The organism is Kitasatospora sp. NPDC051164 (assembly GCF_044455625.1).
Taxonomy (GTDB): Bacteria; Actinomycetota; Actinomycetes; order Streptomycetales; family Streptomycetaceae; genus Kitasatospora.
Map to the genome: position 1 here is coordinate 63,723 of NZ_JBITFB010000019.1, position 19,710 is coordinate 83,432.

The following is a 19,710-nucleotide window of genomic DNA, read 5'->3' on the forward strand; positions in this document are numbered from 1 at the left end:
AGGGCTCTCAACAAATTAGTATGCCGGAACGTCAGAAGGAACCGTTTCTAAAGACTGAGCGGGAGTGAGTCCTGTTGCCAGAACCTGTGCTCAGCCGAACGGTCTTGGGCGTTCTGGTCTACCGCGTTTCTTCCGCGTTCAGCGCCGACGGATCTTGTCCGTGGTCCGGGTACGCGGGGGCGGTTTCCCTCACGCCCCCGAACATCGGGTCGGGCCTGGGTGGTCCGATGCCCTGCAGCATCGCTCTGGTGCTGCGGGGGCGGTGCCGTCCGTCGCCTGATCCGGTGTCCGAGGGCGCGTCGTGCGATCGCCACGCCGGCCGCCTGGTGGCGGGTGACGGGGCTGGTTGGTGTGCTGAGGGGCTTCTGCCAGTGCTGGGCCCCCCACATCGAGGTGTAGGCCGGGTCCACGGCGATGATGCTGACCCGGTCTCGGCGGTCATCGCCAGGAGCCGGGCGCGCAGCTTCGCCGTGGGGATGCCGTTGACGAGCTGCCGGAACCGCTTGCGGCGGCCATGCTTCTCACGGGTCCTGGAGTCGGTGAAGTCCAGGTCCTCGACGGCGATCGCCTGGCAGCCGCTCGCCTGGGCCCAGTGCAGCAGCCGGGTGAGGGCGTGGCGGATCTGGGCGTCCCGGATCGTCTCGTTGCCGTACCGCTTGCCGCACTCCCCGTCGGCCGTGAGGAACCACCGGGTGGCCTCCCACCGCTGCCGCCACCCGTCCTCGGTCAGGTTCGCCGCCGCGAGGTTGTGCCGGGTCTTGAGCAACCGCCCACCGCCCCGGACGACCGAGACCTTCCCGGCTTCACGCTCGGCCCTGACGTGCTCGTACTCGGCCTCCAGGTGGGCCAGGCGCCGGGACTTGACGAACCACTCCCGTTCGGACCGGTATCCGCCCGGCTGCCGCTTCGTCCCGCGTTCGCCGACCGGCAGCGACAGGCGATGGCGCAGGGTGCGGATACCGGCATCGAGGCCCTTGAGGTGCTGCCACTGCGCCCGGCGGGACAGACCCCACTGGTCGTGCGTGGCCTTGGTGATCGAACCGGCCCAGCGCGAGGACGAGTCGGTGGTGAGGTCCCGCTTGCGCATCGCCCAGGTGTCGGCGCAATGCTCCAGCCCGTCGCGTACGCGCCGGGCCAGGTCACGAGAGGCGAGGCGCCCCAGGTGTTCACCGACCACGCGCAGGATCTGCTCGTCCCTGGCCGTCAGGTCCCTGAGCCGGTCGCGGATGCACACACCCGAAGCGGGACCGGCGACGAACGGTCGCGCGATAGCCCGCAGTTCTCGTTCAGCCACGCCCGGTCACCGCCCCTGATCCATACCGGCAACCAGATCATAAGGACGACCACTGACAAACGGCACGACCACGCACTCACGTGCACTTATCGGCACTGGATGTCACTCAAACCGGAACAGTTCACCACCCCACCGGAGGAACGCATGGCTGAGCAGCGCGTCGTGATCGGCTTCGACAGCTCCACCCAGTCCACCAAGGCGCTCGCCGTCGACCTCGACACCGGCACCGTCCTGGGCCGGGGCCGCGCCCCGCACACCGTCAGCACGGGCGCCGGTCGCGAGAGCGATCCCGAGCAGTGGTGGGACGCGCTCGGGCAGGCCGCGGCGGGAACCGGCTGGGCGGACCGCGCGGCCGCCGTCTCGATCGCCGGCCAGCAGCACGGTCTGGTCACCCTGGACGCGGCCGGAGTGCCGGTCCGCCCGGCGCTGCTCTGGAACGACGTCCGGTCCGCGCCCCAGGCCGCCGAGTTGAAGGCCGCGATCGGCGCCGCGGAACTCGCCCGCCGCACCGGCAGCGTGCCCACCGCCGCCTTCACCGCCCCCACGTGGGCCTGGCTGCGCGCCCACGAACCCGCCGCCGCCGACCGGGTCGCGGCCGTCCGCCTGCCCCACGACTTCCTGACCGAGCGGCTGACCGGGGAGGCGGTCACCGACCGGGGCGACGCCTCGGGAACCGGCTGGTGGGGTCCGGACGGCTACGACCGGGACGTCCTCACCCGGATCGGTCTCGACCCGGGCCTGCTGCCGGAGGTCCTGCCCCCCGGCGCCCGGGCCGGTGCCGTCCGCCCCGGGACGCCGCTGCGCGAAGGCACGCCGGTGGCCACCGGTACCGGCGACAACATGGCCGCCGCCCTCGGGCTCGGCCTGCTCCCCGGGCAGCCGGTGCTCAGCCTCGGCACCTCCGGCACCGTCTACGCCGTCGGCCGGCGCAGGCCCGCCGACCCCGGCGGCACCGTCGCCGGCTTCGCCGACGCCCTCGGCGGCTGGCTGCCACTGGCCTGCACGCTCAACTGCACCCTCGCCGTCGACCGCTTCGCCGCCCTGCTCGGCCGCGGCCGCGACGAGGTCGAGGACGGCGGCACCGCGGTCGTCCTGCCCTACCTGGACGGCGAGCGGACACCGGACCTCCCGGGTGCCTCCGGCCTGGTCCACGGGTTGCGGCACGACACCACCCGGGGACAACTGCTGCAGGCCGCCTACGACGGCGCCGCCCACGCCCTGCTCGCCGCCCTGGACGGCGTGCTGCGCGCGGGCGGCGCGGACCCGGCGGGCGACGAGCCGCTGCTACTGATCGGCGGCGGCGCCCGCGGGCAGGCCTGGCAGCGGACCGTCCTGCGGCTCTCGGGCCGCGCGGTCCAGGTGCCCGACGCGCAGGAACTGGTCGCGCTCGGCGCCGCCGCCCAAGCCGCCGCGCTGCTCACCGGCGAGCCCGCCGACGCCGTCGCCCGCCGCTGGAAGACGGCGCGGGGCCCGGTGCTGGAGCCGGTGAAGCGGGACGAGGACGCGCTGCTGCGGATCGGGGATACCCTGCGTCGGGCCGGGGCCTTGCAGGGAGCTCCGGCTGAGGACCGGTAGGAGGGGCGGCGCGTGACAGTGGTCGGCAAGGCGAAGATCAGCCCGGGGAGTGGGCCCGCGTCGCAACAGGACATGCGACGGCGGAACCTCTCGGTCGTCCTCGGCGCGGTCGCCGCGCACCGCTCGCTGCCCCGCCCGCTGTCCCGTGCGGACGTCGCCGGACGCGTCGGCCTGACCAGGGCGGCCGTCTCGTCGCTGGTCGACGAACTGATCGGGCGGGGTGCGCTGACCGAGGCGGAGACCCCGCCCGACGGGCGGGTCGGTCGCCCGGGACGCGCGTTGTCGGTGACCGACGAGGGCCCCGCCGGTCTCGGCCTGGAGATCGGCGTCACCCACCTCGGCGCGTGCGTGGTGGACCTGCGCGGCGAGCCGCGGTTGTGGCGCCGGGTGGAACGGGCCAACGCGGGCCGGCCGGCCGGGCGGGTCCTGGCAGAGGCCGCCGCGCTGGCCGCCGAGACGGAGGCCGAGGCCGCCGCCCTCGGACTGCGGGTCGAGGGCCGCGTCCTGGCCGTGCCCGGGGTGGTGCCGAACGGGCCCGGCGCACTGGTCGAGCGCGCGCCCAACCTCGGCTGGCACGGCGTCCGGCTCGCCGACCACTGGCCCGACCCGGACACCGTGCCCGAACCGGAGAACGAGGCCAACCTCGGGGCGCTGGCGGAGTACTGGAGCGCCGAGCCAGCCGTGGAGACCTTCGTCCACGTCTCCGCCGACACCGGGATCGGCGCCGCCCTGGTCATCGACGGGCAGTTGTTCCGGGGCGCCCGCGGCTTCGCCGGCGAACTCGGCCACATCCCCATCCGGCCGGACGGCGTCGAGTGCGCCTGCGGTGCCCGCGGCTGCCTGGAGCAGTACGCGGGCGAGGCGGCCGTGGGGGCGGCGGGCGCGCGGGCGCCCCCCCCCCCCCCCCCCGCCGGGCCCCGCGGCGGTGCCGCCGGGGCCGGACCGGCCCCGGCGGGGGACCCGGTCGCCCTGCTGGCCGAGCGGGCGGCCGCCGGGCACGCGCCCACCCTGGCGGCGCTGGACCGCGCCGGACAAGCGCTGGGCCTCGCCCTCGCCTCGGCCGTGGAACTCATCGACCCGGACGGTCTGGTCCTCGGCGGCGCCTACGCCGAACTCGCCGACTGGCTGCTCCCGTCCGTGCGCGCCGAGTTGGCCGCCCGGGTCACCGTGCGGCCGTGGGCCCCGGAGGCGCTGCGCCCGTCCGCGCTGGGGCGGCGCGGGCCGCTGCTGGGCGCGGCGCTGACGACGGTCCGCCGGATCATGGCGGACCCGACCCTGCTGCCCGTCGGCTGACCCGGGGCGCGTACCGCGTGGTCAGTCGTGCTCGACCACGACCATCGCGTGCCCGTCCACCGTGGTGACCCGTACGTGGACGTACTCGCCGTCGTGCTGCCAGGCGAGCTCCTGCCCGGCGGGCTGCAGCCGCACCGAGCGCGGCGCGGCGGCGAGCCGGACGGCGACGGGCACGTCGACCAACGGGAACGGGTCGTGTACCAGGTCCAGTTCCGGGGTCTCCCGGGAGGGGACGAAGCTGACCAGGTGCACCACGGTGCCCGTGGCGGTCCGGACGACCGTGGTCTCCAGGTGGACCGGCCCGTCGGCGCGCAGGAGCGGGTCCGGCAGGAGCCGGTCCAGGGCCGCGCCGAGCAGCCGGCGGTACGCTTCCAGGCCGTGCTCGTGGAAGGCGTCCAGCAGCGGCACGGTCACCACGGCCACCCCGTCGCCGACGACGACGGCCACCTCGTCGGTCGGGTCGGCCGGGGGAGTGTAGGAGTGGCCGCAGAAGCGGTCCCAGGAGCGCGGGAAGTACGGTGCCACGACCCGGGCCAGGACGTCGGCGCCGGGCAGCGCCCGGGCGGTCAGCCGGGGTCCGTGGCTGATGACCGGGAAGTCCTCCGGGACGCCGGGGACGTCCTGGCAGGCGAGGAAGACCTCGCCGGCCGGAGCCGGGGCCAGGTCCTCGACCGGGAGGGCGGGCAGGGCCGGCTCCGTACCGTTCCTGAGCAGCGCGGGCCCGACCAGCAGCACGGCGCCACCGGCCCGCCGGTACCCCTGCAGGCGCTCGGCGAGGGCGTCGTCGACCGTCGTGGTCTCCGGCACCACGACGGCCCGGTACCCGCCGAGGTCGGCGGTCGGCGGGACCACGTCGAACTGCGCGCGGAGTTGCTGCAGCGCCCGTACGGCGCCGATGTTGCTCGCGCCGGGGTTGTCGCCGAGGCCCGGGTCGACGATCACGGCGAGCTCGCTGACGACCCGGCCGCCGTCGAGGAAGGGCTCGCACTCCTCGATGTGCCGGTAGACCGAGCCGATGAGCTCGTACACCGCGGGGGCGGGCCCGCCCCGCGGATGCAGCACGTCGCCGACGCCGCTGGTCAGACCGTGGCTCAGCATCTGGCTGCTCTCGTACAGCAGCGCCGCCCGGGGCTTGAGGGCGGCGTTGTCGCCCCAGCTCTCGTGGAACCGCCCGGTGTGGCTGAGGGTCGGAAGCCCCAGCGGACGGACGAAGCGGGCCACGTACGGAAGGAAGGCGTAGCCCCAGCCGCCGGTGGGCAGCCCCTCGATCTCGACGTGCCGGACGAACTGCCGCTCGTCGGGCAGTCCGGTCTTCGGGCGGCCGTTGAACCAGACGCCCTGGGCGGCGTCCGGGGGCAGGGCCTTCTCCACCATCGCCGAGTAGCGGGCCATGTAGCGCCGGGCCACCAGGTCCGCGTAGCGGGCCCGGTGGTCGGCGTCGGCCGGGTCCAGTCCCTCGCGGCGCATCCCGTCGACCGCCCAGCGGCTGACGCTCGGCTGGTTCCAGCACATGTCGATGAAGATCCCGTCGACCGGGGCGAAGCGCCGCAGCACCTCGTCCAACTGGTCGGCGAAGTAGTCGGCGTAGGGGCTGGACAGGTCGAGGACGTTCCAGCCCGCCTCGAACGCCGAGGTGGTCCAGCGGCTGATCTTCAGGTTCTCGTCGTGCGCGACCCACTCGGGGTGCTCCCGGGCGGCGTACTCGTCGACCTGGAGGGAGAGGTAGATCGGCGCGCGGATACCCACGGAGTGCAGGGCTTCCACCTGCTCGGTGAGCAGGTCCAGGTCGGGGGCGAGGCCGGGGTGGCGCTCGGGCCGGTCGGTCCCGTAGTAGAGGTGGCCGTGGTGGCACTTGGCGAAGACGGTGACGCTGTCGACGTGGGCGTCCCGGAAGGTCTGCGCGAAGGTCACCGGGTCGAAGTCCCGGCCCACGTCGGGGATGTCGGGGCTGGTGTGGAAGTCCAGGTGCACGGTGCGGCGGGGGAAGTGACCGGGGCTGTGAGCGTTCACAATACCATGAGTCATGGGATGGATTTATAGGAGGTGCACGCTGAGGTGTCCAGAGGTTCGAGGCAGGAGCTGTGAAACTGCCATCCGGTGAGCAATCATCAGAGGGATCATTGCGACGCCCACCGCCGCCTCGTATGGTCAGGCATCACGGATTCATCCGATGTCTTGATGGGAGCCCCCATATGAGGCTGCTGCGAATCGGCGCCCCCGGAGCGGAGACGCCGATCGTCCGCGATGGGGGCGGAGCGACCTTCGCCCTACCCCACCTCCAGCGCTCCGCCGCCGCTTCGGTGGTCAACACCTGCTCCATCGCCGCCACCGCCGGCCTGCCGCGGCGGGCGCTCTACTCGGCCTCCAAGGGCGCGGTCCTGTCGCTCACCCTGGCCATGGCCGCCGACCACGTCCGCGAGGGCATCCGGGTCAACTGCGTCAACCCCCGCACCGTGGACACCCCGTGGGTCGGCCGGCTGCTGGACACCACGGACGACCCGGCCGCCGAGCGTGCGGCGCTGAGCGGCCGCCAGCCGCACGGACGCCTGGTCACCGCCGAGGAGGTGGCCGCCGCCGTCACCTACCCGGCCTCCCCCTCGGCCGGCAGCACCACCGGTACAGCGCTGCAGGTCGACGGTGGGATGGCGGGGCTGCGGCCGGAGCCCTGGCCGTGATCGCGCGCCAACGGCCCCTCGGGCCCAGCGGGGTCACGGTCGGCGAACTCGCCTTCGGCGCGGCAGGCATCGGCAACCTGTTCACGCCGGTGACCGATGCCGACGCGGAGGAGGCCGTCACCGCCGCCTGGAAGTCCGGCGTACGGTACTTCGACACCGCCCCGCACTACGGCCTGGGCCTGTCCGAGCGGCGGCTCGGCCGGGCCCTGCGCGGCCGCCCCAGGGACGAGTACGTTCTGTCCACCAAGGTCGGCCGGCTGCTGCGCCCGGCACCGGAGCCGGGTGGCGACGACCTCGCCCACGGTTTCGCCGTCCCCGCCACCCAGCACCGGGTCTGGGACTTCAGCGCCGTGGGCGTCCGCCGCTCGATCGAGGACAGCCTGGAGCGGCTCGGCCTGGACCGGATCGACGTCGTCTACCTGCACGACCCGGACGACCACGCGGAGCAGGCACTCGCCGAGGCGTACCCGGAACTGGCCCGGCTGCGCGCCGAAGGCATGGTCGGCGCGATCGGCGTCGGGATGAACCAGGCCGGACTCCTCGCCCGGTTCATCCGCGAGGCCGACCTGGACGCCGTCCTCCTGGCCGGCCGCTACAGCCTGCTCGACCAGCGCGGACTCACCGAGCTGCTGCCGCTGGCCGCCGCACGCGGCGTCGGCGTCGTCATCGGCGGCGTCTTCAACTCCGGCCTGCTCGCCGACCCGCGGCCCGGCGCCACCTTCGACTACACCGCCGCGCCCGAGGAGTTGCTCACCCGCGCCCTGCACCTCAGGACCGTCTGCGAGAAGCACGGCGTGCCGCTGCGTGCCGCGGCGCTGCGCTTCCCGTTCGGGCACCCCGCCGTGGTGAGCGTGCTGGTCGGCACCCGCAACGCCGCCGAGGTCCGGGACGCGGCCGCCATGCTCCGGCACCGTGTCCCGGACGAACTGTGGGCGGAACTGAAGGACCGCGACCTGCTCCCACCGGGCGTCCCGACCCCGCAGGAGGCGCACTGATGCGTCGCGCTGTTCATCACCTGCTTCGACGACACCCTGCCCCCCTCGGCCGGGTTCCCCGTGGTGTGGGAACCGGGGCCATGACGGCCGCCCGGTCCGGCCCCGGTGCCCGGAACCCCCGCGGCCCGGCCGGGCAGAACCCCTGTGCTGCGAAGATCAGATGACCAGCGCCCCGGCCGCTCTGCGACCGCCGCCCCACCGGTGGGGCGAAGACCTTGTCACTCCACAGGCGCGGACGTCTTCCGTTCCCGTCGTGTCCGGGCTCCACCGCCGCGGGCCGGGACCGCGGGCGGGCTCACATCGAGCCGAGGGTCTGGGCGCACCAGATCGTCTTGCCGTTGGCGGAGTGCCGGGTGCCCCAGCCCTGGGTGAGCTGGGCCACGAGCATCAGGCCCCGGCCGCCCTCGTCGAAGGCGCGGGCCCGGCGCAGGTGCGGGCTCGTGGAGCTGGCGTCGGAGACCTCGCAGATCAGCGCGGTGTCGCGGATCAGCCGCAGCCTGATCGGCGGTGCGCCGTACTTGATGGCATTGGTGACCAGTTCGCTGACGACCAGCTCGGTGACGAACGCCTCCTCCTCCAGGCCCCAGGCGGCCAGTTGGTCGGCGGTCAGCCGCCTGGCGTGCGCCACCTGGGAGACGTCGGGCTCGACGCCCCAGTCGGCGACGTGCCCGGGATCCAGCGCATGGGTGCGGGCGAGCAGCAGGGCCGCGTCGTCGGTGCGGTGGTCGGGGAGGAGGGCCTTCATCGCCGTGTCGCAGAGCGCCTCCAGCGAGGCGGCCGGTTCGCTCAGGATCCGCAGCAGGTCGATGACCCCCTGCTCGGCGTCGCGCTCACGGTTCTCCACCAGCCCGTCGGTGTAGAGGGCGAGCAGGCTGCCTTCGGGCAGCTCGATCTCGGTCGCTTCGAACGGCAGCCCGCCGACGCCGAGTGGGGGCCCCGATTGCGCGAGGACCGAGGTACTGGTGCCGTCCGGCGCGATGACCAGCGGCAGCGGATGACCCGCACTCGCCATGGCGCAGCGGCGGGAGACCGGGTCGTAGACGGCGTACAGACAGGTGGCACCGATTTCGCCGGTCGACTCGAAACCGCCTTCGGGCCGGGCCTCGTCGGGCAGGTGGAGCACCAGGTCGTCCAGGTGGGTGAGCAGTTCGTCGGGCGGCAGGTCGACGTCGGCCAGGGTGCGGACGGCGGTGCGCAGCCGGCCCATGCTGGCCGAGGCGTGCACGCCGTGGCCGACGACGTCGCCGACGACCAGCGCGACCCGCGCGCCGGACAGTGCGATGACGTCGAACCAGTCTCCGCCCACGCCCACGCCGGCCCCGGCGGGCAGGTACCCGGAGGCCATGTCGACCGCCCCGTGACCCGGCAACCGCTGTGGCAGCAGACTGCGTTGCAGGGTCAGCGCGGTGGTGTGCTCGCGGGTGTAGCGGCGGGCGTTGTCGATGGCGACGGCGGCCTTGGCGGCCAGTTCCTCGGCGAGGATCAGGTCGTCGGCGGTGAAGGCCTCGGGCCGGTCGCTACGGGCGAAGGCGACGACGCCGAGCAGTGCGCCGCGCGCCAGCAGCGGCACGGTGATCCGGCCGGTCAGCCCCTGCGCGGCGATGGTCCGGTCGATCGCCGGGTTGCCCGGCGGCCAGTGGGCCGGGTCGGCCGCGAGCCCGGGACCGAAGGCCCATTCGCCGCCCTGGTCGGGTTCGGCGGCGAGCTGGACCATGGACCTGCCGGTGGCCATGCAGCGGGCCGGGACGGAACCGAGGGCGTAGACGACGGGCGTCCCGGATCCGGAAGGCCAGCCGGGGTGGTCCCGCGCGGTGTGCCGGGCGGCCCGGTTGAGCGTGATGGATCCGCCGGTGGTGATCGTGGCGGGCGAGGGCGGTTCCTCCCCGCGCAGCACCCCGTCAAAGAGGTCGACGGTGACGAGGTCGACGAAGCCGGGGACCGAGGTGCGGGCCAGTTCCTCCGCGGTGCTGATCACGTCGAGGGTCCGGCCGATGCCGCTGCTGGCCTCGTTGAGGATGAGCAGGCGTTGGCGGGCCCAGTACTCGGCGCTCATGTCGAAGCCCCAGTTGGCGACCGCGCGGACCCTGCCCTCGGCGTCCCGGACGGGCCACATACTGGTGGCCCAGGCGTTGGCGTAGGCGCTGCCGAGCGGGCGGAAGACCGTGATGAGACGCGCGGCCTGCCCCGTCCTCGCCACCTCGGAGAGCCGGTGGGTGTACGCGGCGTCGTCCAGCTCGGGGAACAGCTCGCGGTACTTCTCGCCGAGCACCTGTTCCTCCGAGTGCGCTATCACCCGGCACGCGGCGCCATTGATCCACAGGAACCGCAGCTCGGGGTCGTAGATCCCCAGGGCGAAGGGGCACTGCTCGAAGGCCCGGTCGGCGATCACCGGGCGGCGCCCCCAGCGCTGGACGGTCATCACGCGGCCCGTTGCCAGGCCGTCCGCATCGCGCAGCGGGTGGGTCGTCACCACGGCCTCCACCGTGGAACCGTCCCGGTGGCGCAGGGTGACCAGAGGGTCCGGTTCGGAGTCGCCGCCCCCGGGGAATCCCGGCGGGGGATCGACCAGCAGGTCGGTCACGGGACGGCCGACGACCTCCCGCGCCGTCCAGCCCAGCAGGAGCAGACCGCCCTCGCTCCAGGCGCTCACCAGGCCGTCCGGAGCCACCACGACAACAGCCGTAGGCGCGTCCCGCATGCCAGCCGAATCCACGTGCCAGACCTCCGCCCGGGCAGCCGCGCACGCCGGAACCGGATTCCGGCGCCTGCGTTCCAGCCTAGGTCGGGCCCCCGCCGCTCGCGCTCCCAGTCACAACGGGCAGGGGAAGGGCCGTGATCGAGTACGGCGGGAGCGGCTGGGCACCCGCCGTGCCCCGCGCCGCCGTGGTGAGTCCGGTGCCGCCCTTGCCGTACGAGGCGGTGGTGGCCGTCAAGACATGGGATGGATCGGCGGGAGATCCAGCCTTGGATGTCCACTGGAACGGCCGGTAAGTGGGAACGTGCCTGCTCGCATATGGGACGCACAAAGGAGTGGGCGTCGGATGCCTTTCATGACATGGGATGACCTGCTACGTTGACGTCGTGTCCCTGACTGACAAAGCCATCGCCCGCATCCGTCAGCTGATCCGGGAGGGCGAGCTGCCGCCCGGCTCGAAGCTGCCCCCCGAGCAGCAGCTCGCGGCCGAGCTGGGCCTGTCCCGGAACCTGATGCGCGAGGCGGTCAAGGCACTCGTCGTCGCGCGGGTCCTGGAGATCCGGCGGGGGGACGGCACCTATGTGACCAGCCTCGCGCCCGGTCTGCTGCTGGAGGGGCTCGGCGGCGCGGTCGAACTGCTGCAGGGGGACACCGTCCTCGAACTGACCGAGGTGCGCAGGCTCTTCGAGCCGGTCGCCACCGCGCTGGCCGCCACCCGCGGCACCGACGAGGACTTCGCGGAGGTGGAACGCCATCTGGCGGCCATGCGGGACGCGCGGGACGACGTCGAGCTGCTGATCCGGCACGACGCGGCCTTCCACCGGGCCGTGGTCCGTGCCACCCGCAACGAGACCCTGGCCACGCTGCTGGAGCACATCTCCGGGCGCACGCTGCGGGCCCGGGTCTGGCGGGGCCGGGCGGACGCCGACGCGGCCGGCAGGACCATCGCCGAGCACCAGGCGATCCTCGAGGCCCTCACCGCCCGCGACCCCGACCTCGCCCAGGCCGCGGCCCTGATGCACGTCCACACCACCGAACGCTGGCTGCGCGACCACCTGGCCGAGGGCGACGAGATCCCCGACTCGCCGTCCGGACCGCAGCAGGACCGGGCCCGTACCTGATCATCCGTCAACCATCGATCGAGGAGCGACCGCGGGTGAGAGTCGACGCGCACCACTACGTGTGGGACCTGACCCGGCGCCCGCACTCCTGGCTCGACGCAGCGGAGCCGGCAGCCGTCCGGCGTGACTTCGGGCCGTCCGACCTGGCCCGCCGGGCCCGAGCAGCGGGCATCGACCGCACCGTGCTGGTGCAGGTCCTGCCGGATGCCGCCGAGACCGAGGAGTTCCTCGCCCCGGCCGCCCTTGCGGACACCGGCCGCCGCGGCACCGTCGGTACCGCCCCCTGACCTCCGTCTTCCGGCCCGTCCACCCGGACGCCGGACCCCGCCGCCACGATCGGAATGACAACGTGCCCACGGACACCCAGCAGCCCGCCACGGCTCCGCTCTGGTACCGGCGCGCCGCCGCCGACTTCCTGGAAGCGCTTCCCCTTGGCAATGGCCGGCTCGGCGCCATCACGTACGGAGGCGTGCACATCGAGCGGATCGAGCTCAACGCGGACACCCTGTGGTCGGGCGGTCCCGGTCCCCGGGACCGGGCAGGCGCCGCCGACCACCTGTCCGCCCTGCGGGACGCGGTGCTGCGCGACCGCGACCACGCCGGCGCCCACGCGATCGCCACGGCCCACTTCCAGGGCCCCGACACCGAGGCGTACCAGCCGCTCGCCACCCTCCTGCTGACCTTCCCGTCCTGCGGCGAGGACGACGCCGCCGACTACCGGCGCGAGCTGGACCTCGACGAGGCCGTGCACACTGTGTCCTTCACGTCAGGAGGAGTCCGGTACCGGCGGGAGAGCTTCGTGTCCGCGCCCGCGGGCGTGCTGGCCGTCCGCCTCGGCACGGATGCCCCCGGCGCCCTCGCCTTCCGGGTGAGCCTCACGACGCCCCATCCGGCCGCGGCCCCGGCAGTCGACCCCGGATCCGGGGTGCTGTCGGTCCACGGGCGTGCCGCGGGACGCGTGTCGCCCCGGCACGGCGTGGCCCCCGTTCCCCGGGACGACGAGGGCACGGGTTTCGCCGCCGCGATACGCGTGCGGACGGTGAACGGAAGCACCCACGCCGTGGACGGGGGGATCGAGGTCACCGGCGCCGACGAGGCGGTGCTCCTGGTCGCCGTCGGCACCGGGTACCGGCACTGGCGGCAGCGGCCCGACGGCCCCGAGGCGGCGCTCGCCGAGGCCCGCCGGTGGCTGGACGAGACCGGCGGGCAGGACTACGACGAGCTGCGGGCCGCGCACGTGGCCGACCACCGGCGGCTCTTCGGTGCGGCCGAACTCCGCCTCCACGGCCCGGCGGAGGCGGCGCAGCGGCCGACCGACGAGCGCCTCGTCGCCGCGAACGCGGGCGCCGAGGACCCGGGGCTCACCGCCCAGCTGTTCGCCTACGGCCGCTACCTGTTGATCGCCTCCTCCCGGCCGGGCACCCAGCCCGCCAACCTCCAGGGGATCTGGAACGACGACGTCACCCCGCCGTGGAACTCCGACTGGACGTCGAACATCAATGTCCAGATGAACTACTGGCCGGCCGAGACCACGGGCCTCGCCGAGTGCCACGAGCCGCTGTTCGACCTCGTCGCCGACCTCGCCGAGTCCGGGCGCTCCACCGCACGGGCCTACTACGACGCGCCGGGCTGGTGCTGCCACCACAACGTCGACCTCTGGCGCGCCACCAACCCCGTGTCGGGTGACCCGGTCTGGGCGCACTGGCCCATGGCCGGGCCGTGGCTCGCCGCCCACCTGTGGGACCACCACCTCTTCCATGGGGACCGCGACTTCCTGGCCGAGCGCGCCTACCCGGTCATGCGCGAGGCCGCCCGCTTCCTCACCCACCTCCTGGTCGAGGACGCCGACGGCGAGCTGCTGACCTGCCCGTCCACCTCGCCCGAGCACCACTTCAGGCTCGCCGACGGCTCCCTGGCCGCCGTCGACGCCGGCTCCACCATGGACTACTGGCTGGCCGCCGAACTCCTCGACAACACCGTCGCCGCCGCCCGCGAGCTCGGTGTCGACCACGAGCCGGCAGACGAACTGAGCCGCGTCCGCGCCCGGCTGCGTCCACCGGCGCTCGGAGCCGACGGCCGTCTGCTGGAATGGCGGGACGACCTCCCCGAGGAGGACCCCGGCCACCGCCACCTCTCCCACCTCTACGGCCTCTACCCGGGCAGCGCCGTCGACCCGCTCGGCGACACCACCCTGCTGGACGCGGCCCGCCGCGCCCTGGACCGCCGGTTGGAACACGGCGGCGGCGGCACCGGCTGGAGCCTCGCCTGGGTCGCCGCACTCGCGGCCCGCCTGGGCGACGGCGCGCTCACCGGGCACGCCGTGGAGCGCCTGCTCGCCACCTCGATCGCGCCCAACCTCTTCGACCTGCACCCGCCCCGGCTCTTCCAGATCGACGGTAACTTCGGCATCACCGCCGCCATCGCCGAGGCATTGCTGCAGAGCCACAACGGCATCCTGCGGCTGCTGCCCGCACTGCCCCCGTCCTGGCCTTCCGGCGACGTCCGCGGTCTGCGCGCGAGGGGCGGGTTCACGATCGGCCTGAGCTGGCGTCAGGGCGTGCTGACCGGAGCCGAACTGCGGGCCGCCCGTGACACGACGGTCGACCTGTACCTGCCCGAGCGCGCGGGCCATCCCGTCATGACCGACGATCGGGGCGACCTGGTCGCGGTCGCCGCGGTGCCCGGCGACGCGCGCCGCCTGCGGGTCCACCTTCCGGCCGGTGGTTGCCGCCGGCTCTCCTACCCGGTGCCGGACATCGGCCACTGACTCTCCGACCTCATCCTGCAACCGGAATACGACAGCCGGCCGTCGAGCGGCCCGGACGCGGTGAGCCTCGTGAAGCGCCCCCACTGAGCCGGCGCTCCGCGAACTGCCGTCACCTGCGCCCCAGCCGATCAGGTCGGAACTGACTGTCAGTCAATCGACGTTGCCACACGGGCCTTCGCCTGTCTCGGCCTGTCTCGCTGCCTGGCGGGTTTCACGAGCCGATCCTGTGGTTCGCGGTGACGTGATGTCAAGTCGCTGTTCACCGCTCGTTCACCATGGAGGATCATCCGGATCCTGCGATCGTTGCCGAGCGGCGGCCATGTCGCATCCGCTCGTAGACGGACGCATATCGTGCTCAAAGACTGCAAGTGATCGGATTTGATCGGACACGCTCCTGCAAGGCAGGCTCAGTGCCGCACAGTGGCGGATCAGCCACGGTCCGGCACGGAGGGAGCCGCATGTCCGGGACCGAGCACACCGAACCGACCGCGCACGTTGTCGTCGGGTACACCCCGCAGGAAGGTTTCGTCGCCGTCCAACTCAGCCCGCCTCCGGCGGAGTACGTGTGGCACGACCGGCAGGCCGAGCATCACGAGCAGCGCTTCGGCCCGGGCAACGGCTACCAGCAGTGGCTGGCCGTCGACGTCGACACGGGTGCCGTGTGGTTCGGGGACACCGACTGGCGCACGCAGGGCGGGGATGCCGGCCCCTGGCTGCCGGGCCGCCGCCGGGCCGAGGTCGGGGACGGCGCCCTGCCGTCCCCGACCGTGTTGGTGCACCCGTTCGACCATCGCGTCATCGACGGCCAGGGCGCCGATACCTGGCGGTTCTTCGGCGTTGACGAACTCCACGCACTGGCCCGGCGGGTGCTGCCCCTGGTCCAGCGGATGATCGGGTCCCTTCATCGTGTGGGCCGGTCCGAGGATCCGGAGTGGTCCGCCGAGGCCGCCACGGCCTGGACCGATCTCGAACAGGCCTGCCGCTTCACGCTCGACGCGGCGGGAACGGTGACCTGGGCGGGAGCCCGCGCGAGCCGGGTTCCCGGATGGCGCATCGAGGTGGCGGACTTCCTCGCGCGGAACCCGGAGCTGTGCGACCCGGCCTGGGCGACGGCTACCGACGCCGAACTGGACGCCTACGCCGCCTACGAACCCGATTCCGGCTACGGAGGCGTGCCGGGACGGATGTGTGCTCCCGTGGACGTCCGTATCGAGGAGGGCTATACCTTCTACGGCCACCGCGCGGCCCTGTACGCCTACCGGGCGGCCGCGTGCGGCGACCGCACACCGGTCGAGGCCGGGCTCTGGCTCCGGGGCAGCGAGGCCGGGCGGAGCAGCTGGAAGGCCGCGAAGGTCGTGGGTGCGAGTCTCGCCGACGCCACCGACTGCGTGTTGAGCCACCTCGCCGACACGTTCCGCAGCGCCGCGCTCGACGAAGGCGTGGTCCTCACCGGCCTGATGGCCTACCTCCGGGAACAGCGGGCCGAGGAGCGAGGGGCGGTCGACGAGACGCTCGTTGCCACCGGCCTGGAGCTGAAGCGCCTCGACGAGGTGCTCAAGGAGATCCGACTCGTCCGGAACACGATCCTGGCCCGGGTCCTCAGCTGGAGCGACGGGCGGGACGACGAAGCGATCGCCCGGCTGGCGGCGATGTCTCCCGCCGCCGTGGCCGAGTGGCGGGATCGCCTCACCGCAGACGAGGGCCTCTCGCCGGAGTAGCGGGAGGCCACCGCGGGACTCGGCCCGCGGTGCGGGTGCCGTCCACCTCAGGCAACGCAGCCGGCGCCTGCGCCGCGAGCGTCTCCGCCTGCGCCGCGAGCGTCTCCGCCAGAGCCGCCAGAGCCGCCAGAGCCGCCAGAGCCGCCAGAGCCGCCAGAGCCGGCAGGGCCCGCGGCCGCGAAGCCGAGCGCGGTGTTGAAGTCGTCGCCCCCGTACTCCAGGCGGCCCGGCAGCCGGGCGTCTTGACACCGTGGCGCCCGTGCCCCGAGGATCACCGAGTGAACCTGTCAGACAGCCAGACAGCCAGCTCGATCCCGCGGCGCATCAGCGCCACCGAAGCAGTGTTCGGCCACCTGCGCAGCGCCATCGAGCGCGGTGACTACGCGGTGGGCGACAAGCTCCCGTCCGAAGCGGAGCTGTGCCGGACCCTGGAGGTCAGCCGGCCGGTGCTGCGGGAGGCACTGCGGGCCCTCCAGGCCATGGGCCTGACCGTTTCCAAGACCGGAAAGGGCACCTTCGTCGTGGCGAACACGGTCGAGGACCCCACCTTCGGCGACTATGCGGCCAGTGACCTGCTGGAAGTGCGCCGGCACGTCGAGATCCCGGTCGCCGGGTACGCGGCGCTGCGCCGCACCCCGGGGGACCTGGACCACCTGGCCCACCTGCTCGACCGGATGGAGCGGGAGACCGACACCACCGCATGGGTCGCACTGGACACCGTGTTCCACCTGGCGGTGGCCGAGGCCGCCCAGAACCCGGTGTTCCGCCGGGTCATCGAGGAGATCCGTGACGCACTGGCGCGTCAGTCGACCTTCCTCAACGAGCTGGGCGGTCGGCGCGAGCAGTCCAACTGCGAGCACCGGGCGATCGTCGAAGCGCTGGTGGACGGTTCGGAACACGACGCCGTCGAGGCCATGTCGCACCACCTCCACCGGGTCGAGACGACCCTCACCGACATCGTGCGCCCCAAGCGGGCGGACACCCCCACGGAAGGCAGATCCGAGGCGTGAGCGAGCAGTTCCTCAAAGACGAGAACCGTCCCACGACCCGTCACGTCGATGCCGGGGACACCGGCTACAGCAAGTCCCTGAAACCCCGTCATGTCAACATGATCGCCATCGGTGGCGCGATCGGCACCGGCCTCTTCCTCGGCGCCGGCGGGCGTCTCGCCGATGCCGGCCCCTCGTTGTTCGTCGCCTACGCCGTCTGCGGCCTCTTCGCGTTCCTCGTCGTGCGGGCGCTCGGCGAGCTCGTCCTGTACCGCCCGTCCTCCGGGGCCTTCGTGTCGTACGCCCGGGAGTTCCTCGGGGAGAAGGGCGCGTACACCGCGGGCTGGATGTACTTCCTCAACTGGGCGACCACCGGCATCGCCGACATCACGGCGGTGGCGACGTACACCCACTACTGGCATCTGTTCTCCAGCGTCCCGCAGTGGGTCATCGCACTCATAGCCCTGGCCGTGGTGCTCACCGTGAACCTGATCTCGGTGCGGATCTTCGGCGAGTTGGAGTTCTGGTTCGCCATCGTCAAGGTCAGCGCGCTGGTGGTCTTCATGGGTATCGGGATCTTCCTGCTGGTCACCCGGCACCCGGTCGACGGCACCGTACCCGGTCCGTCGCTGATCACCGACAACGGCGGCATCTTCCCCCACGGCCTGATGCCGATGCTGCTGATCATCCAGGGCGTCGTGTTCGCCTACGCCTCCGTCGAACTGGTCGGTGTCACGGCCGGGGAGACCGAGAATCCTGAGAAGATCATGCCGAAGGCGATCAACTCGATCATGTGGCGCGTGGGCCTCTTCTACGTCGGCTCGGTCGTCCTGCTGTCGATGCTGATGCCCTGGAACAGGTACACCTCCGGCCAGAGCCCCTTCGTGACCGTGCTGTCCCACATCGGTGTCCCGGCGGCCGGCAGCGTGATGAACCTCGTCGTTCTCACCGCGGCCATGTCCTCGCTCAACTCCGGCCTGTACTCCACCGGCCGCATCCTGCGCTCGATGGCCGTCAACGGGTCCGCCCCGCGCTTCACCGCCCGGATGAGCCGCACCCAGGTGCCGTACGGCGGCATCCTGCTGACCAGCGGCATGTGCGTCCTGGGTGTCGGTCTCAACTTCGTGGTGCCCGCCGACGCGTTCGAGATCGTGCTCAACCTCGCGGCGATCGGCATCATCGCCACCTGGGGCATGATCATGGTCTGCCACCTCTTCTTCTGGCGGAAGACCCGGGCCGGCGAACTGACCCGCCCCGCGTACCGCCTGCCCGGCTCCCCCTGGACCGAAATCGTGACGCTGGCCTTCCTCGCCTCCGTCCTGGTCCTGATGTACGCCGACGGCGGCGCCGGACGCACCACCGTGCTGTGCGTGCCGCTGATCGCCGCCGCACTCGTCGCCGGCTGGTACGCCGTCCGCAGGCGCCCCGCGCGCGAAGCCGCCAGGGCCGACGGCTGAACCGAGCGGCGGCCCACGACGACGCGCGGACCGCTCCCGCCGTCGCCGAGGGCCGCCGCCGGCCGACCGACCGGAAGCGCCCCACCACCGATCGAGGCAGTGATGCACAGAAGTTCCCCTGCGGACGCTCCCGCGATCCGCGAACCCCACCACGTCCCCGTCGCCCACGTCACCCGCGGCGGCATGATCGAGGGGGTCCACTACGGCTCCGTCGTCGTCCTCGCCGCGGACGGCGAAGTCCGGTTCCGGCTCGGTGACATCGAGGCCGCCTGTTACCCGCGGTCGGCCCTCAAGCCGGTCCAGGCCGTCGCCATGGTGCGGGCCGGGCTGCCGCTGGACGGCGAGCTGCTCTCCCTCGCGATGGGCAGCCACTCCGGGGAGGAACGCCACCTCGCCGGCACCCGGCGGATCCTCGAACTGGCCGGCCTCGCCGAGGAGGACCTGCGCAACGTACCGGACCACCCGTACGACCCGGCCGTCCGGGACACCTGGGTGCGAGGTGACCGGCCGCCGTCCCGGCTCGCGCAGAACTGCTCCGGCAAGCACGCCGCGATGCTCTACCTCTGCAAGCTCAACGGCTGGCCCCTGAAGACCTACCTCGACCCCGTCCATCCGCTCCAGCGGGAGATCGCCGACGTCGTCGAGGAGCTGACCGGCCAGCGCACCGCGCACACCAGCGTGGACGGCTGCGGCACCCCGCTGTTCGCGGTCTCCCTGCACGGCCTCGCCCGCGCCGCCGCCCGCATCGCCACCGCGGCGCCGGGGACCCCCGGGTTCCGGGTCGCGGACGCGCTGCGCGGTCACCCCGAGATGGCCTCGGGCACCGGACGGGACACGGCCGCGTTGATGCGCGCGGTGCCCGGACTGCTCGCCAAGGACGGCTTCGAGGGCGTCCAGATCGCCGCGTTGCCGGACGGCCGCGCCGTCGCCGTGAAGATCGCCGACGGGGCGAACCGGGCGCGCGTCCCGGTGGCGGCCGCCGCGCTGGCGCTGGCAGGAGTCGATCCCCGGCTGCTGGTGGACTGCGCCGGCGAAGCGACGGCCGGCGGCGGCCACCGCGTCGGCGAGGTGCGCCCGGTGCCGGCACTGGCGCCGCAAACCTGCGCTGCTCCAGCGTGACCGATCCACGAC

12 protein-coding genes and 2 pseudogenes are annotated in these 19,710 nt (G+C 73.2%); 11 read left to right on the plus strand and 3 right to left on the minus strand.

What is annotated here, in order from left to right:
* Positions 1 to 47 precede the first annotated feature (47 nt).
* Positions 48 to 1,294: pseudogene (locus ACIBEC_RS27145) on the minus strand (transposase).
* 144 nt (positions 1,295 to 1,438) lie between these two features.
* Here ACIBEC_RS27145 and xylB point away from each other — a divergent pair.
* Together xylB and ACIBEC_RS27155 are read left to right on the plus strand one after the other, a co-directional pair.
* Positions 1,439 to 2,869, plus strand: coding sequence for a xylulokinase (xylB, locus tag ACIBEC_RS27150; RefSeq protein ID WP_360508196.1), 1,431 nt, complete (start codon positions 1,439 to 1,441; stop codon positions 2,867 to 2,869).
* 72 nt (positions 2,870 to 2,941) lie between these two features.
* Positions 2,942 to 4,162, plus strand: coding sequence for an ROK family protein (locus ACIBEC_RS27155; protein WP_396289060.1), 1,221 nt, complete (start codon positions 2,942 to 2,944; stop codon positions 4,160 to 4,162).
* A 21-nt stretch (positions 4,163 to 4,183) separates the two neighbouring features.
* Here the strand turns inward: ACIBEC_RS27155 and ACIBEC_RS27160 are convergent, their stop codons facing one another.
* Positions 4,184 to 6,187, minus strand: coding sequence for an alpha-amylase family protein (locus tag ACIBEC_RS27160; RefSeq protein ID WP_360500114.1), 2,004 nt, complete (start codon positions 6,185 to 6,187; stop codon positions 4,184 to 4,186).
* Between the two features lie 239 nt (positions 6,188 to 6,426).
* On the opposite strand from ACIBEC_RS27160, the pseudogene ACIBEC_RS27165 reads away from it, so the two are divergent.
* Both ACIBEC_RS27165 and ACIBEC_RS27170 read left to right on the plus strand, forming a co-directional pair.
* A pseudogene (locus ACIBEC_RS27165) lies at positions 6,427 to 6,837 on the plus strand (SDR family oxidoreductase); the annotation flags it as partial.
* Positions 6,834 to 7,832 (plus strand): aldo/keto reductase, encoded by a 999-nt coding sequence (locus tag ACIBEC_RS27170; protein ID WP_360500116.1) that lies wholly within the window; start codon positions 6,834 to 6,836, stop codon positions 7,830 to 7,832. The pseudogene ACIBEC_RS27165 and the gene ACIBEC_RS27170, both read left to right, overlap by 4 nt.
* Before the next feature lie 295 nt (positions 7,833 to 8,127).
* Here ACIBEC_RS27170 and ACIBEC_RS27175 read toward each other — a convergent pair whose 3' ends face one another.
* Complete coding sequence (locus ACIBEC_RS27175) at positions 8,128 to 10,530, minus strand: SpoIIE family protein phosphatase (protein WP_360500118.1); 2,403 nt, start codon at positions 10,528 to 10,530, stop codon at positions 8,128 to 8,130.
* 383 nt (positions 10,531 to 10,913) lie between these two features.
* On the opposite strand from ACIBEC_RS27175, the gene ACIBEC_RS27180 reads away from it, so the two are divergent.
* The 7 genes from ACIBEC_RS27180 to ACIBEC_RS27210 all read left to right on the plus strand — a co-directional run bounded on the left by ACIBEC_RS27180 (position 10,914) and on the right by ACIBEC_RS27210 (position 19,698).
* Positions 10,914 to 11,648, plus strand: a complete 735-nt coding sequence (locus ACIBEC_RS27180) for a FadR/GntR family transcriptional regulator (protein WP_360500121.1) — start codon at positions 10,914 to 10,916, stop codon at positions 11,646 to 11,648.
* 35 nt (positions 11,649 to 11,683) lie between these two features.
* Entirely contained in the window at positions 11,684 to 11,935 is a 252-nt protein-coding gene (locus ACIBEC_RS27185) for a hypothetical protein (RefSeq protein ID WP_360500124.1), read from the plus strand.
* Between the two features lie 62 nt (positions 11,936 to 11,997).
* Complete coding sequence (locus ACIBEC_RS27190; protein ID WP_360500127.1) at positions 11,998 to 14,415, plus strand: glycoside hydrolase family 95 protein; 2,418 nt, start codon at positions 11,998 to 12,000, stop codon at positions 14,413 to 14,415.
* A gap of 458 nt (positions 14,416 to 14,873) precedes the next feature.
* On the plus strand, positions 14,874 to 16,133 hold the full coding sequence (locus ACIBEC_RS27195) for a hypothetical protein (RefSeq protein ID WP_360500130.1): 1,260 nt from the start codon (positions 14,874 to 14,876) through the stop codon (positions 16,131 to 16,133).
* A 278-nt stretch (positions 16,134 to 16,411) separates the two neighbouring features.
* Positions 16,412 to 17,143: a FadR/GntR family transcriptional regulator gene (locus ACIBEC_RS27200; RefSeq protein ID WP_360500133.1), complete on the plus strand. Its 732-nt coding sequence runs from the start codon at positions 16,412 to 16,414 to the stop codon at positions 17,141 to 17,143.
* On the plus strand, positions 17,140 to 18,579 hold the full coding sequence (locus ACIBEC_RS27205; protein ID WP_360500136.1) for an amino acid permease: 1,440 nt from the start codon (positions 17,140 to 17,142) through the stop codon (positions 18,577 to 18,579). The genes ACIBEC_RS27200 and ACIBEC_RS27205 overlap by 4 nt, the downstream gene beginning before the upstream one ends.
* Positions 18,580 to 18,681: 102 nt before the next feature.
* Positions 18,682 to 19,698: an asparaginase gene (locus tag ACIBEC_RS27210; protein WP_360500138.1), complete on the plus strand. Its 1,017-nt coding sequence runs from the start codon at positions 18,682 to 18,684 to the stop codon at positions 19,696 to 19,698.
* The last annotated feature ends 12 nt before the right edge of the window (positions 19,699 to 19,710 follow it).